This is a genomic window from Actinotalea sp. (genome assembly GCF_041597215.1).
Lineage (GTDB): Bacteria > Actinomycetota > Actinomycetes > Actinomycetales > Cellulomonadaceae > Actinotalea.
In genome coordinates, this window is the sequence record NZ_JBFHHB010000046.1 from 1 (window position 1) to 15877 (window position 15877).

Annotated in this window: 13 protein-coding genes and 1 riboswitch; of the genes, 5 read left to right on the top strand and 8 right to left on the bottom strand. The window is 71.3% G+C overall.

Annotated elements, in window-relative coordinates; all coding sequences use genetic code 11:
- Together ABWK99_RS05205 and ABWK99_RS05210 are read left to right on the top strand one after the other, a co-directional pair.
- A partial coding sequence (locus ABWK99_RS05205; protein WP_372593638.1) for a hypothetical protein occupies window positions 1-1040 on the top strand: 1040 nt, incomplete at its 5' end.
- Window positions 1041-1287: 247 nt separating this feature from the next.
- Window positions 1288-1362: riboswitch (cyclic di-GMP riboswitch) on the top strand.
- Window positions 1363-1543: 181 nt separating this feature from the next.
- Entirely contained in the window at window positions 1544-3007 is a 1464-nt protein-coding gene (locus ABWK99_RS05210; RefSeq protein WP_372593639.1) for a DUF4214 domain-containing protein, read from the top strand.
- Between the two features lie 110 nt (window positions 3008-3117).
- On the opposite strand, the gene ABWK99_RS05215 is transcribed toward ABWK99_RS05210, so the two are convergent.
- Window positions 3118-4080: a glycosyltransferase family 2 protein gene (locus ABWK99_RS05215; protein ID WP_372593640.1), complete on the bottom strand. Its 963-nt coding sequence runs from the start codon at window positions 4078-4080 to the stop codon at window positions 3118-3120.
- A gap of 231 nt (window positions 4081-4311) precedes the next feature.
- Between ABWK99_RS05215 and ABWK99_RS05220 the strand changes: the two genes are divergently transcribed.
- The 3 genes from ABWK99_RS05220 to ABWK99_RS05230 all read left to right on the top strand — a co-directional run bounded on the left by ABWK99_RS05220 (window position 4312) and on the right by ABWK99_RS05230 (window position 8666).
- Window positions 4312-5556, top strand: coding sequence for a glycosyltransferase (locus ABWK99_RS05220; RefSeq protein WP_372593641.1), 1245 nt, complete (start codon window positions 4312-4314; stop codon window positions 5554-5556).
- A gap of 12 nt (window positions 5557-5568) precedes the next feature.
- Window positions 5569-6990, top strand: coding sequence for a glycosyltransferase family 4 protein (locus ABWK99_RS05225; protein WP_372593642.1), 1422 nt, complete (start codon window positions 5569-5571; stop codon window positions 6988-6990).
- 197 nt (window positions 6991-7187) lie between these two features.
- On the top strand, window positions 7188-8666 hold the full coding sequence (locus tag ABWK99_RS05230) for an oligosaccharide flippase family protein (RefSeq protein ID WP_372593643.1): 1479 nt from the start codon (window positions 7188-7190) through the stop codon (window positions 8664-8666).
- Window positions 8667-8690: 24 nt separating this feature from the next.
- Here the strand turns inward: ABWK99_RS05230 and ABWK99_RS05235 are convergent, their stop codons facing one another.
- The 7 genes from ABWK99_RS05235 to ABWK99_RS05265 form a co-directional block, all read right to left on the bottom strand.
- The gene (locus ABWK99_RS05235; RefSeq protein WP_372593644.1) at window positions 8691-9854 is read right to left on the bottom strand and encodes a hypothetical protein; all 1164 of its coding nucleotides are present in this window, start codon (window positions 9852-9854) and stop codon (window positions 8691-8693) included.
- Window positions 9855-9856: 2 nt separating this feature from the next.
- The gene (locus ABWK99_RS05240; RefSeq protein ID WP_372593645.1) at window positions 9857-10960 is read right to left on the bottom strand and encodes a DegT/DnrJ/EryC1/StrS family aminotransferase; all 1104 of its coding nucleotides are present in this window, start codon (window positions 10958-10960) and stop codon (window positions 9857-9859) included.
- On the bottom strand, window positions 10957-11688 hold the full coding sequence (locus tag ABWK99_RS05245) for a NeuD/PglB/VioB family sugar acetyltransferase (protein WP_372593646.1): 732 nt from the start codon (window positions 11686-11688) through the stop codon (window positions 10957-10959). The genes ABWK99_RS05240 and ABWK99_RS05245 overlap by 4 nt, the downstream gene beginning before the upstream one ends.
- Window positions 11685-12818 (bottom strand): DegT/DnrJ/EryC1/StrS family aminotransferase, encoded by a 1134-nt coding sequence (locus ABWK99_RS05250; protein WP_372593647.1) that lies wholly within the window; start codon window positions 12816-12818, stop codon window positions 11685-11687. Before ABWK99_RS05250 ends, ABWK99_RS05245 begins: the two co-directional genes overlap by 4 nt.
- Window positions 12815-13819, bottom strand: a complete 1005-nt coding sequence (locus ABWK99_RS05255; RefSeq protein WP_372593648.1) for an NAD-dependent epimerase/dehydratase family protein — start codon at window positions 13817-13819, stop codon at window positions 12815-12817. The genes ABWK99_RS05250 and ABWK99_RS05255 overlap by 4 nt, the downstream gene beginning before the upstream one ends.
- The gene (locus ABWK99_RS05260) at window positions 13816-14859 is read right to left on the bottom strand and encodes a Gfo/Idh/MocA family protein (RefSeq protein WP_372593649.1); all 1044 of its coding nucleotides are present in this window, start codon (window positions 14857-14859) and stop codon (window positions 13816-13818) included. The genes ABWK99_RS05255 and ABWK99_RS05260 overlap by 4 nt, the downstream gene beginning before the upstream one ends.
- Window positions 14860-14962: 103 nt before the next feature.
- Window positions 14963-15877, bottom strand: a 915-nt coding sequence (locus ABWK99_RS05265; RefSeq protein WP_372593650.1) for a DUF4082 domain-containing protein, incomplete at its 5' end; no start/stop codon positions are given.

Below are 15877 nucleotides of genomic sequence, written 5' to 3' on the forward strand. Positions count from 1 at the left end.
CGCCCGCGTCCGGACGCACCCGCCGCCGAGTCCCGCGAGCGGGCGCGGACCTGCGCACCATGAGAAACTGCGGGGTGCGCCACCGCCGAGCCGTCGCGACCCTCGCAGCGCTCGCGCTCGCCGGCGCGGGGATCGTCGCGGCAGCGGCGCTGCTCCCCCGCCAGTCGGGGTCGGAGCCCCAGGATTCGGCCTCGACGCCGGCCAGCGTTCCGCTCCCGACGGCGCAAGGGGTCAGCCGCTCCCCGTCCAGCGCGACGGCGGACCCGCTCGGCGTGCCCTTCCCCGATGCGTCGAGCACGGGCGTCCCCGAGGGCGTGACGCTGACGCCCTACTCGGGACCGTCGACGATCACCGAGGCGGGCACCGTCATCGACGGCAAGCTCATCACGACTCCCCTGGTCATCGCAGCGTCCGCCCACGACGTGACCATCAAGAACAGCCGCATCGCAGCAAGCGGGTTCTGGATGGTCCTGAATGATTCCGGCGCGACGAATCTGCAGATCATCGACACAGAATTGGATGGCCTCGGTGACGAATCCGTCGACGCCGCAGTCGCGGGAGAGAACTACACGCTCACGCGGGTGAACATCCATGGAACAGTTGACGGAGTGAAGCTGGGCGACAATGTCGTCGTTCAGGACTCTTACATCCACGATCTCGTGACCACTGCAGAATCGCACAACGACGGAATGCAGTCACTCGGTTCCGACGACGTCGTGATTCGTCACAACACGGTGATCATGCCCGAGGGCTCGACCTCCGCAATCCTGCTCTCGACCGGGTCTGCCGACTCGATGCGGCGCATCGTCATTCACAACAACCTGCTCGGCGGTGGCGCCTACACCATCTACGGCGGGTACGAGCCCGGGGTCGACGACCTGTCGCGGGTCAGCGACGTGGTCATCTCCGACAACCGGATCACGACCACGATCTTCCCCGACGGGGGCGCATTCGGGCCCCTCGCGTCCGTGAGCCCGCCGGCCGTGACGCTCGAAGGGAACGTGTGGCACGACGGCCCGAATGCCGGCAGGCCCCTCTGACCTGTGCGCGCGGTCGACGCACCGCCGACGCCCTCGTGTACCGCCCCGGGCCGTCCGACGTCCCCACAACTCTCCCTGCAGGGCTGTGACATTCGCCACAACTGTCCGACTTTTGTTCCGAGATGTCTGATTTGACAGGGAGTGTCCCTCCGTCGCCGGAGTGAGTCCCTTCCACATCTCCCGTCGTCGGGTCATCATGGATTAGTACCCGCGGAAGCACTCTGAGTGAGTGCGCCGGGATGCACGTTCACGACAAGGGCAAACCCGTCGAAAGGCGGGGACGCAAAGCCATGGGACCCCCCGGGTCCGCCAGGCCACCGAATGACGGAGCTATGATGATCTTGCACATTCTCGAAGGTCGCTCAGCCGACCGCACGACCAGGAGTGCGGCATCCTCGCGCTGGACGACCCGCGCGATCGGTGCAGCAATCTGCGCAACGCTCGCGACCGGCGCGGCCGCACCGATGGCGCAGGCCGATGTCACCACCAACTCGGTTCCGGCCGTGTCCACCGCCACCAGCGCCTCGAGCACGGTCGCGACCTACGTCACCGCCGTCTACCGCGACCTCTTCGACCGCTCGCCGGACGCCACCGGGCTCGCCACCTGGACCAGCCGACTCACGTCCGGGACTCCTCGGATCGCCGTCGCGAACTCGATCACGAGCAGCGCCGAGTACCGGTCGACTCTCATCACCGGTGCCTACAGCGAGTACCTCGGCCGCACGCCCGATCGCTCGGGTCTGAGCAGCTGGCTCGCAGGGATGGGCGCCGGAATGACGATCCAGCAGCTCGAGTCGGGGTTCACCTCCTCGGACGAGTACTACAAGCGGGCGGGCTCGACCGACGCGAAGTGGGTGTCGACCCTGTACGCCGACGTCCTGGGGCGCTCGGCCTCGGCCGCAGAGATCCGGAGCTGGGTCAGCCGCATCGGCTCGGGGATGACACGCGAATCGGTCGCCATGGGCTTCCTGCTCTCTTCCGAGCGGCTGAAGACCGTCATCAACGGCTCCTACAAGGACCTGCTCCACCGTTCGATCGACGCACAGGGCACTGCCACCTGGGTGGCCGCCATCCAGAAGGGCACCCGTACCGAGGACGTGATCGGTGGGATCATCGCGAGCGACGAGTACGTTGCCGCGAACGGAGGGGCCTGGGCCGTCTCCGCGCCCTCGACCACCGCCTCCACGCCGAGCAGCACCACGGGTTACCCGAGCGCGTCGAGCACGGGAGTCCCGGCAGGGGTCACCCTGACGCCGTACACCGGCCCGTCGCGGATCACCCAGCCCGGCACCGTGATCGACGCCAAGCTGATCACCACCCCGCTGGTCATCACCGCCTCCGCGCACAACGTCACGATCAAGAACAGCAAGATCTCCGCCCAGGGCTTCTGGCTGGTCCTGAACGACGAGGGCGCCACCAACCTGCAGATCATCGACACCGAGATGGATGGCAAGGGCAACACCTCCAGCGACGCGGCGATCGCCGGGCGCAACTACACCCTGACCCGAGTCAACATCCACGGCACCGTCGACGGCCTCAAGCTCGGCTCCAACGTCACCGTCCAGGACTCCTACATCCACGACCTGGTGATGACCGCCGACTCGCACAACGACGGCATGCAGTCCCTCGGCTCGAACGACGTCCTGATCCAGCACAACACGGTCATCATGCCGAGCGGCGCGACCTCCGCGATCCTGCTCTCGACCGGATCCGCCGACTCGATGCGCCGCATCACCATCAACAACAACCTCGTCGCCGGCGGCGCGTACACCATCTACGGCGGCTACCAGGCCGGCGTCGACGTGCTCTCCCGCGTCAGCGACATCAAGGTCACCAACAACCGCATCAGCACCAGCGTCCACCCCAACGGCGGCGCCTACGGGCCACTCACCTCGGTGAGCTCCCCCGCCGTGAGCGTCTCCGGCAACGTCTGGCACGACGGCCCCAAGGCCGGCCAGGCCCTGTAACCGCACGCACCACCCACGACGGACGCGATCCCGTACCCTCGGGATCGCGTCCGTCGTCGCGTGCACGGCCCACGTCCGGCCCCCAGCACCGACGCAACGACGGCCGTGGACTACCTGCCGCTCGGAACCGCACCGATACTGTGCGGCCCGGGCGTCGCCCGGAGGAAGCGAGGGCTGAGCAGCGCTCGGAGCGCCGCACGACTCGTCCGCTTGCCAAGGAGCGCCCTGCTCCCCTCGCGTCCGACCAGGACGGCCCAGAACGCCGCGGTGGCGACAGGGCCGTGCCGACGCCCGTAGAGGCGGAGCCTGTTGACGACCAGCAGCCGCCAGAGCGCGGGGCTGCCCGCAGATCCCCCCTCGAGGTGGACCGCGTGGGCGGTCGGCACGAAGCAGGTCGCGAACCCCGCATCTCGAGCGCGCAGCGCGAAGTCGGTCTCCTCGGAGTAGAGGAAGTACGACTCGTCCCACGGGCCGACCTCGGCAAGGCACGGCGCTGAGATGAGTTGAGTGGAACCCTCCGCCCAGTCCGTCGGCCCCTCGACGTCGTACTCACGCGGATCGGTGACCACTTCACCCAGCCCGGCGACGCGACCGGCCCTCTCAGCGCCGAGGAGCGCGTCGGCGGCCGCTCGGAGCAAGGTCGGTTCGCGGCGACGCGAGGAGATCACCGCACCCCTGGCGTTCTCGAGCCGGGGTACGGCGATGCCCGCCCCCGTCCTGCGCAGGGCGCCGAGGAGCTCAGCGACGCATCCCTCACCCAGACGCACATCAGGGTTGAGAACCAGCACGGCCGCACAGCCGGGCGCCTCGGAGACGCCTCGGTTGATACCCGCGGCGTAGCCCCCGTTGCGGCCAGTGGGTACGACCACCGCCTCCGGGGCCATCGAGCGGACGAGCTCGACCGTCCCGTCGCGAGAGTCGTTGTCCACGACGACGAGCGTGGACGGCACGTCGCGGAGACCGGCGGGCAGCGACTCCAGGAGCCCCGGCAGGACGTCAGCGCTGTTGTAGGTGACGACCACGACCGCGACCGCGCCGTCGGCGGCAGGCGTCGCGGGGTCGGTCTCAGCCACGAGGCGGCGTCGTCGGGGCGGCAGAGTGGCGCATGCGTCAACCTCGGTGCGTGGGGTGCGGGTCAGGTCGATGCATGCTTGCACGCGGACCCGCCGACGCGCACCACCCGGGCGGGCTCCCGGGCACGGGGGTGAACTTCGCCGCCGGGACACCCGCATGTCTGTTTCGTCCCCTATTCTCGATCGGGTCCGGGTCAGCATGCTGCCGGCGCGCTCAGGGAGGTTCAGCGGATGGTCGGTTCGCCGCGGCGCACCCCCGTGTCGATCGTGTGCGTGTTCAACGACCCCGAGGTCCGCGTCAGCTGCCTCGACCGGTCCATCAGGGCCGGTCTCGACGAGGCCCCGGACACCGAGTACATCCCGGTCGACAACACCTCCGGGCAGTACGCATCTGCCGGTGCAGCGCTCAACGCGGGCGCCCGGCGCGCGCGGCACGGAGTGGTGGTCCTGGTGCACCAGGACGTGTACCTCCACTCGCTCGCCGCGCTCGAACGGGCAGCCGGCGCACTCGAGGACGATCCTTCGACGGGTCTCGTCGGCGCCGTGGGGGTCGCCGCGACGGGCTCCGTCGCCGGGGTCGTACGCGACCGGGTGGTGATCATCGGCCGGCAGTCGTCCGCACCCGTTCCCGTGGACAGCCTCGACGAGGTCCTGTTCATGATCGAAGCCGACCGGCTGCATCGGGAGCCGCTGAGCGAGGACCCCGACCTCGCATGGCACGCGTATGCCGTGGAGTACGGAGCCCGCGTTCGCAGGCAGGGTCTCCGAGTGGTCGCCGCGGACATCCCGCTGACCCACAACAGCATGACGACCAACCTCGACCGGCTCGCGGAGGCGCACGCCCGCGTCGCGCAGCTCTACCCGGAGCTGGTGCCACTGCGCACGACCTGCGGGATCGTCCGCGACGCGCATCGACGATCCAGGTTCGCGACACTCCTGCGGCGCAGGCACGGCGCCGCGACGTGGATCCGCGAGTCCGTCACGGCGACCGACCTCGCTCGTCGCGTCGGAAGCCGGACGAGCGACGTCCTGCTCGCGGACATCAGGCTCCTCATCGACGATGCGCTCGACGCTCTGGGCGCCTCGGGACTCGACATCCTCAACCTCGACGTCCCGGCGCCCGACGTCTCCTGGGACGTCGCCGAGCTCAGGAGGCGAGAGCGGGACGTCTCCGCGGCGAGGGCGACCGTTGACGACGTCGTCGCCTCCCTCGGCGAGTCCCGTCGGGAGCGTGCCGTCCTGGTCACGGGCCCTGACCGGGACGCGATCGCCCGGCTCGCCCCTACGCTCCGGGCGACCGAGCACGTCGTCGGGCTGACGCGCGACATCGGCACCTGGGTGCTGGTCCACCCCGAGGCTGCTGCGCTCCGCGCGCTGTGCACCTCGCGGCGGAACGCACCGTTCGCGCTCAACCGGCGGCCGTCCGGGGGCGCGGCCCGAGCCGCCGGCGGCACCCCTGCCGAAGCGCCGGGCTGAGGTGCATCGACGATGAGGGACCTACCCCCGGCCGCGTCGAACGCCGGCGAGGACAGGGAACGCCACTGGGCAGCTCGCCTGCGCAGTGCCGCGTGGGGACTCGCCGTCACACTGGCGGACCTCACGCCACCTGGCGTGAGGTACGGCTACGTGCACCCGATCGCGCGCCGCTTGTTGCGACGCCCTCTCGACCACCTCACCGCCGTCGACGGCATCGCCTTCTCGCCCCCCGGTCGGGACCGTCCCACGCCTCCGACCGATCTGCGCTGCGGGCTCGTCGCCGACCACCTCGACGTCGGCGGCATCGGCCGCGTCGTGGAGATGCTCACCGAGGGTCTGCGGTCGGAGGGGATCGAGCCCGTCGTGGTCTGCCCGGCCGAAGGGTCGCGCTCCGCCCGGCTCCGCTCCCTGGGCTACGAGGTCGTCGTCGCGGCGGCCGACGCGAGTGCGCGGGGACTGCTCGAGTCGGCACGGCTCGACGTGGTGCAGCTGCACAGTGCGCCGGCCCAGCTCGTCGAGGCGGCGCTCGGCACGGGGGCGCCCGCGATCCCCGTGCTGCACAACACCGAGATCCATTACGCCCGTCCGCAGTGGGACGCGACCGCTGCGCTGTTCGACCGTGCGCACGCGGTGGTCGCCGTGAGCGAGCTCGTCCGCCGCTTCCACCTCGAGCGTGTCCCTGCTTCCGCCGGCGAGAAGATCCTGGTCGTCCCGAATGGCGCGATGACGATGCCGACGGCCACGCCGGAGGTCCGAGCGCGTGCGCGCGCACGACTCGGCGCGACGCTCGACGCGTCCCTCGACGGCTGCGTCGTCTTCGCCTGCCTCGCCCGCTACGACTCCCAGAAGAACATCGCCGGGACCGTCGCGTCCTTTCTCGACGCCGTGGACGGCTGTGCCGTCCCCGTGCGGTTGGTCGTCGCCGGAGACCCCTCGGACTGGCTCGAGTACCACCGCGCAGATGCCCTCCGGCGCGGTCACCGCAACGGCGGCGCTGTCCACCTGCTGGGGAACTCCGATGCAGCGACGCTTCTGGCCGCGTCGGATGCCTTCCTGCTCAACTCCTACTTCGAGGGATGGCCGCTCGCGACCACCGAGGCCGTCGCCGCCGGTCTCCCGATCGTCGTGAGCGACACGGGAGGAGCGACGGAGCTCGTCTCGCGCGCCGTCGAGGGCTCGACCGTCATCGAGAACCCCACCGGCCCGGCGGCCGCGGTGTCCGACCGCTCGGCCCGCGCCGCTCGACGCCGGGCACCTGCCCAGCGCAACCGGCTCGCGCTCGCCGAGGCGGTGGCGGCGGTCGGCACGATCGCAGCGCAGCGCGGCGAGGTGCGCTGCCCCGTCGACGACAGCTACGACACGATGGTGGCCGGCCACGCGCGGGTGATCCGCGCCGCTCGGGCGCAGCGCCGAGGCGACCCGGACGGTCGCTGAGACAGCGCAGGCTCGTCGCCGTCGGCGAGCTCCGGGCCGACGACGCGCACCGCGTCGAAGCGGTGGCATGATGAGGCGGCACGTCAGGACGACTCGAGCCCGGGAGGCATGCGATGTCCGGGGTCCACGATGAGCCTCCCGCACGCGCCGCTGGACCTGACGCGGACCCGTCGCCTGGAGACGAGAGCCCCGATCGGGTGCCGGGGCTGGGCCGGTCGGCCGCAAGCGGCGCCGCGTGGCTCACCGCCCAGAAGTGGGTCGTCCGTCTGTCGGGCCTCGTCACGATCGCCATCCTCGCCAGGCTCGTCTCGCCGCACGAGTTCGGCGTCGTGGCAGCGGCGTCCGCGGTCGTCCCGTTCGTCCTCCTCCTCTCCGACCTGGGGCTCTCGACGTACCTGGTCCAGGCGGACGACCCCGATCAACGCACACTCAGCACGGGCTTCTGGTTCTCGATCGCGGCAGCCTTCGTCCTCAGCGGCCTCCTGTACGCCTTCGTCCCCGTCATGGTCGGGCTGCTCAACGTGCCTGACGCGGCGCCGGTGCTGCGGGTACTCCTCCTCTCGGTCCCCGTCGTCGTCGCGGCCTCCGTCCCCACCGCGCTGCTGCGCCGGAGGATGGCCTTCCGCCGGCTCGCCGTCCAGGGCACCATCGGTGCCGGCTTGGCTCAGGTGGTGGCGATCGTCATCGCGCTGCTCGGTGGTGGGGCGTGGGCGCTGGTGGGCCAGGCGATCACCACATCGCTCGTGACGACCACGCTGGCGTGGTTCGCCGCCTCCTGGTCACCGTCCTGGAGCTTCTCCGGTCACGAGTTCGGAGCCATGGCCCGGTTCGGGTACAAGGTCGTCGCGGTCGAGCTCGTGGCCGTGCTGCGGAGCTGGGCCGAGACCGTCATCATCACCGTGTCGCTAGGAACCACGGCACTCGGACTCCTCACCATCGCCCAGCGCCTCGTCCAGGTCGCCCAGGAGCTCGGCGGGTCCGCCGTGGCACCCGTCTCGGTGGTGGTCCTCGCCAAGGTGCGCGACACCCCGGAGCGCCTCCGCCAGGCGTACCGCCGGGCCTCGAGCCTGACCTACGGCGCCGTGACTCCCCTCCTCACCTATATCGCTGTCGCGGCGCCACTCGTCATCCCCCTGCTCTTCGGCCCGCAGTGGACCGGCAGCGTCGCGGTGACCCGTGGTCTCGCGATCGCCGGGGTCCTGACGATCGGGGCCTTCCTCGACCACGGGCTCTTCTACGCGATCGGACGACCGGGGAGATGGTTCGTCTACGCGACCATCACGGACGCGGTGACCGTCGGAGCCACGGCGCTCGCCGTCTCACGAGGCCTGACTGCCGTCGCGTGGGCCTTCGTCGGGGTCGCCACCGCAGCGACCCTCGTCCGCTGGGCGCTCGTCTCACGGGAGATCGGCACCCGCTACGCGGACCTCGCCCGGTCCTTCGGCGCGGTGGCGGTCTGCGCACTCGGCTCTGCCGCATCCGGCCTGCTCGTGCTCGTGACGATGCCCGGGCCGATCGTCGTGCGGGCAGGCGTCGTGGGCGTCGTCATGGTCGTCGTCCACGTGGTGCTGCTGCGCCTCGTCCTACCGAGGACCTACGCCGACGCCCTGGAGCTCGGACCGCTGCCGACCCGTACCCGGGCACGACTCAAGCGTCTCTCGCGGCTGCCCGTCTGACCGGGCCCCGATGCGAGGGGTCCGTCAGCCACGCCCACGGGCGACCCTGGCGATCTTCGCGGGGACGCGGCGAGCCTCGATCGGCAGGTCGGCCCACCACTGTCGCGCCGTGTACGAGGACAGCGCGTCCTCGTACACCGCGGCCAGCGTGGCTGCCATCGCCGTGAGACCGAATCGCTCCTCGGCGAACGCCCGTCCGAAGGACCCGAGCCGCCGACGCCGTTCGCCGTCGACGATCAACCCCCGCAGGTGCTCGGCCAGGACACGATCGGGTTCCTGCACGCGCTCCGGGCTCCAGTAGCTGTTGCGCGCGAGCGCGGCCGAGTTCTCCGGCTCGAAGACCGCGCTCCAGCCGCTCTCCCCCTGCACGACGAGGGGTTTCCCGTGCGCCAGTCCTCGTGCCGCCGACCCGCCCATCCCGAGCACGATGTCCGCCTCCGCATAGGCAGGACGGGGATCCGCCATCGGGCCGCGGAAGCGCACCGCCTCCCGCCCGATCTCTGCGTTCACCACGTCCGCAAGGGCGCGGAGCCTGGATTCGGCTGCGCCGGTGCCGACGATCTCGAGCTGCAGCTCGAGGTCGGCGAGGAGTCGGACCGCACCGATCGCCGCCTCGATCGGGACAGACTTCATGTCCTCCTCGAGCCGGGAGACGATGACCGCCGTGACGCCCGAGGACGGAAGGTCGACCTCCCGGGGACGGTCCCGGTCGAGATCGACGGGAGGACTGATCAAGGTGGTGGGGCCCGGACGCCCCGCGCACTCCTCGACGAGGTACTCGGTCCCGACGACGAGGGGGACGTGGCGGTGCACCGAGGGGTGCAGTGCCATCTCGTACATCGTCAGGACCCATGGTCGGCGTCCGAGCCTGCACGGTCCCCAGTAGGTCGGGCGTGGCGCACCCCAGGTGCCGTAGGCATGAACCAGGTCGGCACCGACCTGGTCGGCCACCCTCGTCAGCACTCGGCTGTGCGCGAGCACCGTCGCCGGCTCGCGATAGGGGTGCACCTCGACGCCCCGATCACTGGCGACGTCGAGCAACGACGGCCCGTCGGAGGTCGGCTCGGGTCCGATGATGTAGGAGTCGAAGCCGTGAGGGACGACCGCGACCGCGAGATCGAGGGCGTTGATCTGCGTGCCGCCGAGGTCGAGGCTGTTCAGGTGGACGAGGACGACCCGGTTGCGCACGGTCATCCGACAGCGCGGGCGAGCGTCTCGACCACCTGTTCCTGCTGACCTCGCTCCAGGTGCGGGTACATCGGCAACGACAGGATCCTGTCGGCGGCGCGCTCGGCGACCGGGAACGTCCCCTTCCGGTGTCCGAGTGAGGCGTACGCGCCGGTCAGGTGGACGGGGGTCGGGTAGTGGATCCCGGCCCCGATCCCCGCCTCGTGGAGGACCGACAGGACGCGGTCGCGCTCCTCGACCTGCACGACGTACAGGTGCCAGACGTCCTCGTTGCCGTCGGCGCTGGTCGGTGCCAGCACCCCGTCCAGGCCCGAGAGCAGCTCTGCGTAGTAGGCCGCCGCGGCCCTGCGTCGCTCGTTCCACCCGGCGAGGCGCGCGAGCTTCGCCTCGAGGACCACGGCCTGGACGGTGTCGAGCCGGGAGTTGAAGCCGATCACCTCGTGGTCGTACTTGTGCGCGCTCCCGTGCGCCGCGATGACCCGGACCCTGCGGGCCACCTCGGCGTCGTCGGTCGTCACGGCACCCGCGTCGCCCGCGGCTCCGAGGTTCTTCCCCGGGTAGAAGCTGGTTCCGGACGCGAGTCCGAAGGAACCGGCCGCACGCCCGTTGCGGAGCGCGCCCTGGGACTGCGCCGCGTCCTCGACCAGCGGCACGCCGGCGTCCGCAGCAATCTTGAGGAGCTCCTCGACGGGCGCCACCTGCCCGAAGAGGTGCACCGGCACGATCGCCTGCGTGCGCGCCGTCACGGCCGCGCGCACCGCGTCCGGGTCCATCAGCAGGTGCTCGGGGTCGACGTCCACGATCGCGGGGACGGCCCCGATCCGCGAGACGGCCTCGGCCGTGGCGATGAAGGTGTTCGCCGGGATGATCACCTCACCACCGGCCTCGACACCGACGGCTCGCAGCGCGAGCTCGAGCGCGTCCGTGCCGTTGGCGACACCGACGCAGTGCTCGACGCCCGTCATCCGGGCGTAGGCCTGCTCGAACCGACCGACCGCCGGGCCGCCGACGAACGCCGTCGCGGCGAAGACCTCGTCGAGACCGGCCCTGACCTCATCGGCGATCTCGGCCTGCTGCGCCCTCAGGTCGACCAAGGGGATGCTCATGACTCGTCCGTCCTCCCTGCCGCTCCCGCGGTCGCCCGCGAGGTGTCGATGGAACCGTAGCCGCCGCCCGGGCCGACGGGCACCCCGTCAGCGTCACGCGTCGACCTCAGGGCCCGCGCGGGAACCCCGGCCCACGTCTGCCCCCCCGGGACCGACGCGAGCACGGCCGCGCCCATCCCGACCGTCGCACCGGCGCCGACCGACAGACCCTCGCGGACCGAGACGTTCATGCCGAGGTAGGCGCCTCGACCCACCCGCACCGATCCGCCGAGGCTCACGCCGGCGGCGAAGGTGGCGAAGTCCTCGATCACGTCGTCGTGGGTGAACGTCACCTGGGGCATCGCGACCACATGCGAACCCACCGTCACGTCGGCCGTCAGCACCACCCCGGACAGGAGCACCGATCCTGGCCCGACCGTGCAGCCGCCGGGCACCTCGACGGTGGGGTGCAGCACGGTCGCGAACCGCTCGGGAGAGGCGCCGAGCCGCTCGACGAGGGCCGCGCGCGACGATCCCTTCCCCGCGCACACGACGAGCAGGGCGTCCGGGTGGTCGGCGACCGACTCGATGCCGCCGAGGACGCGGACCCCGCCCACGGAGGAGCCGTGCAGGTCCTCGTTGTCGTCGAGCAGACCGACGACCTCGTGGGTCCCGCGCACCCGGACGGCGGCGAGCACCTCACGCGCCAGTCCGCTCGCCGCCACCAGGAGCAGCGGAGCCGTGCTCACCGCGCCGCCGCGCTCCGGAGCGCGTCGATGACGCGGTCCTGCTCCTCGGCCGTCATCTGGTGGAACACGGGAAGGATGAGCGTCGCGTCGGTGAGCCGCTCGGTGACCGGCAACGGTGCGTGCTCGAGCGCCGCATGAGCAGGCTGCCGGTGAGCCGCCATGATCCCGCGGCGTGCGGAGATCTCGGCCGACGCGAGATGCGCCAGCAGCCCCTCCCGGTCCATCGCGAACCTCGGCTCGACCTCGACCCAGTAGGACTGGAAGTTCGAGGTCCCCCAGGACGGGTCCCGGACCGCTCGGAGTCCGTCGATCGAGGCGATCGCCTCGTCGTAGGTGGCGGCGATCTCTCGACGGCGCCGGACGATCTCGTCGAGCCGACCGAGCTGGACGATGCCCACCGCCGCCTGGAGGTCGGTCATGCGGTAGTTGAACCCGACCTCGAGGTACTCCTCCGGCGGCGCGAGGACGCTCGCATGGCGGGCAGCAGCCGAGACGCTCATCGCGTGCTCCCGCAGGGTGCGAGCCCGTCGCGCCCACTCCTCGTTCGAGGTGGTGAGCATCCCTCCCTCGCCGGTCGTGAGGAGCTTGCGCGGGTGGAAGGACCACGCCGCGAGCTCTGCCCCGGCTCCGACCGGGCGTCCGCGGTACGTCGAGCCCGCGCCGCAGGCAGCGTCCTCGATGACGAGGATGCCTCTCGGGTCGGTGACCGAACGGATCGCCGCGAGGTCGACGGGCACGCCGCCCTGGTCGACAGCGATGACGGCACGTGTCCGCGGGGTGAGCGCCGCCTCGACCGTGGCGGCCGTGAGGTTGCCGGTCACCGGGTCGACGTCGGCGAAGACGGGACGGGCTCCGACGTAGGTCGGGGCGTTCGTCGTCGCGACGAAGGAGAACGAGGGGACGACGACGTCGTCCTCGGGCCCCACGCCGCCGACGAGGAGCGCCAGGTGCAGCGCCGTCGTGCAGGAGGAGGTCGCCACCGCGTGCTCGGCCTCCTGCCGACGGGCGAAGGCCTCCTCGAAGGCAGCCACCTTCGGCCCCTGTGCGACCCAGCCGGACTCGATGACCTCGGTGACGGCTGCCACTTCCTCGGCCCCGAGCCAGGGCTGCATCACGTTGATCCGCGTCATGCACCCACCGTCGCAGCCGCCGCCCGCCCGGCGGCGATCTCCGCACGGAGCGGGCGCCACCAACGGACGAGATCGCGCAGTCCGTCCTCGAGCCCGACCTTCGCCTCGAAGCCGAGGTCGGCCGCCGCGGCACGCGTGTCGGCGAGCCGCCGCGTCACGCCGTTGACCGCCCGCTCCGGCCCGAACTCCACGTCCAGGTCGGAGTCCATCGCGCGCAGAAGGGCCCGCGCGAGGTCGAGCAGGCTCGTCTCCGTGCCGCTCGCGATGTTGTACACGCCCTCGACGACGTCCGACGAGGCCGCGAGGACGTTCGCCCGCGCGATGTCGTCCGTGACGACGAAGTCCATGGTCTGGAGCCCGTCCCCGAAGATGATCGGCGGCTTGCCGTCGGCGATGCGCTCCATCCAGCGCACGAGCACCTCCGTGTACAGGCCGTGCACGTCCATCCGGGGCCCGTAGACGTTGAAGTAGCGCAGCAGGACGTAGTCGAGCCCGTACATCGCGCGGAACGAGCGGACCATGCCCTCGTTGAACGACTTCGCTGCGCCGTAGAAGGTGTCGTTGTTGTGGTGGTGGTGACGCTCGCCGGTCGGGAACTGCTCGGCCAGTCCGTAGACGGAAGCGCTCGACGCCGCGACGAGCTTGTCGACCTTGTGCTCGACGGCTGCCTCCAGGACGGTGAACGTCCCGTCGACCAGGACCTCCAGAGCGAGACGCGGCTCCTCGGCGCACTGGGTGATGCGGATCGCGGCCTGGTGGAAGACGAGGTCGCGACCACGCGTGACGTCGTGCACGAGGTCACGATCACGGAGGTCGCCGACGACGAGCTCGACGCGGCCGCTGGACAGTGCGTCCGCGAGGTTCTCCCGCCGTCCACGCACGAGGTTGTCGAGCACGACGATCTTGGCGGCTCCCGCCTCGAGGAGCTGGTCGACGATGGTCGACCCGATGGTCCCCGCACCACCGGTGACCAGCACGTCCGCACCGTGCAGCGCGGTCATGCCGACACCTCCACGGTGGATCCGGTGACCAGTCGGCCGCCGTCGGCGAGGCTCCGGCTCGCCGCCTCGAGGACCTTGAGGACCCGCAGTCCCGCGCGCCCGTCCGTACGGGGCGCGCGGCCCTCGCGGATCGCCCCGGCGAACTCCGCGACCATCGCTCCCAGGGCCTCGCGCTCCGGCAGCGCGGGCGCCCACGCGTCACCGAGTCGGTAGGAGATGTTGGTCGTGGCCTTGTCCGGCTGCTCGGCGCCGAGCTCGACGCCGCGGTCGTAGACGGTGAGTCGCTGCTGAGGCTGGAGGTCGTCCCAGACCACCGTCTGCTTGCTCCCGCCGACGACCATCTGGCGGATTTTCGTCGGGCTGAGCCAGTTCACGTGCACGTGCGCGATGGCCCCCGAGGCCAGGGGCAGCGTGAGATAACCGACGCAGGTCTGACCCGCCCCGATCGGGTCGGCTCCCTGGGCGGCGATGCCGACGGGCTCGAGCCCTCCGGGAAGCACGAAGTCGAGGATCGACAGGTCGTGCGGGGCGAGGTCCCAGAACACGTCGACGTCCGGCTGGACCAGTCCGAGGTTGATCCGGACCGAGTCGATGAAGAGCACGTCGCCGAGCGACCCGTCCGCGACGAGCTCGCGGATCTTGAGCACCGGCGGGGTGTAGCAGAAGGTGTGGTCGACCATGAGGACGAGCCCGCGCTCGTCGGCGAGATCGACCATCGCCTGAGCGTCGGCGCTGTTGTCGGCGATGGGCTTCTCGACGACGACGTGCTTTCCGGCGCGCAGGGCCGCCATCGCGATGGCGGCATGCGTGCTGGCGGGAGTCGCGATGGCCACCGCGTCCACGTCGTCACGGGCGAGGAGCGCCTCGGTGGAGGTCATCACCTCGACCGTGCTCCGCGGGCCGACGACCTTCGCGGCCTTGGCCTCGTCGAGGTCGCAGACGGCGACGAGGTCCCAGTGCGGGCTGGTGCGGAAGTTACGGGCCAGGTTCGGCCCCCAGTACCCGGCGCCGATCACGGCCGCGCGGAGTGGCTCGTTCATCCTTGGTCCTCACTGTCTCGGGCCTTCAGTCTGCCAGCGCGCCAGGGACGTTTCGCCCGATTCGCGGATGTTCACCCGCAGGCGACAAGGCTGGGTCCGGGCGTCAGCCCGCAGGCTGGAAGACGAGGTCCACCCCGTGACCCGCGCTCGTCGCCGTCCTGGGGTAGCCCGTGCCGAAGATGGTGACCCCGCCCCCGGCCGGGATCGTCAACGGTCCGCGGGTCCTCGCCGCCTGCAGCTCGAGCGGAGTCCGCCCGAGCCGCCCGTTCGAGGAGTAGTACGTGACGGTGTACTGCGCACCGACGGTCAGGGTGATCGGCGTGGGGAGCTGGACGGTCTGCCAGCCCGAGGCGTTCGCGGCACCGGTCCAGGGGCGGGAGACCAGCAGGGTGCCCGTCGGGCTCCAGAGCCGGACCGAGTGCGTCCCGGTCGCCTGGGCGGACTTGTAGAAGCGCAGCGCGGTGACCTGGCCCGCCGTGCTCGTGGAGAACCTCTCCCCCGCCTGGATCGCTCGCCCGGCGTTGTAGTTCGGTTGGCTCGGGAGCTCCGTGTCCGTCCACAGGGAGACCGGCGCCGCAGGCGCAGCGGCCACCGTGAAGGACCAGGTGCCGCTGCCCAGGGCCGTGCCACCCACCGCGACGACTGCGGTCAGGGTGGCCCCGGAGTCCAAGGGCGCCGCCGGCGTGAAGGTCACCGTCCGGCCGGCAGCGTCCCAGGCCGTGGAGCCGGCGACGCCTCCTGCCGGGGAGGTCACGTCGAGGGTGGGCTGCGACGCCGGGTCGGAGGACAGCACGGCGGAGATCGTCGTGCTCGCCTGGACCCCGGTGGCCCCGGAGGTCGGCGACGTCGAGGTGACCGTCGGCGCGGGTGCGGGCGCGGGCGGAGGCGTCGGGGCGCTCTGCTCGTAGACGACGTCGACGAAGTAGTTCGTCGCGTTCCACGTGGAGGTCGGGAACCCGCCGCCGTAGCGGTAGCGGCCGTTGCCCGCGGCCGGGGCCGTCAACGGACCGACCGTCCG

What these genes read in the sequence shown, in the direction of transcription:
- ABWK99_RS05255 (WP_372593648.1), bottom strand. Translation starts at nt 13,819, where the DNA reads ATGACCGCGCTGCACGGTGCGGACGTGCTGGTCACCGGTGGTGCGGGG.
- ABWK99_RS05220 (WP_372593641.1), top strand. Translation starts at nt 4,312, where the DNA reads ATGGTCGGTTCGCCGCGGCGCACCCCCGTGTCGATCGTGTGCGTGTTC.
- ABWK99_RS05260 (WP_372593649.1), bottom strand. Translation starts at nt 14,859, where the DNA reads ATGAACGAGCCACTCCGCGCGGCCGTGATCGGCGCCGGGTACTGGGGG.
- ABWK99_RS05240 (WP_372593645.1), bottom strand. Translation starts at nt 10,960, where the DNA reads ATGAGCATCCCCTTGGTCGACCTGAGGGCGCAGCAGGCCGAGATCGCC.
- ABWK99_RS05225 (WP_372593642.1), top strand. Translation starts at nt 5,569, where the DNA reads ATGAGGGACCTACCCCCGGCCGCGTCGAACGCCGGCGAGGACAGGGAA.
- ABWK99_RS05250 (WP_372593647.1), bottom strand. Translation starts at nt 12,818, where the DNA reads ATGACGCGGATCAACGTGATGCAGCCCTGGCTCGGGGCCGAGGAAGTG.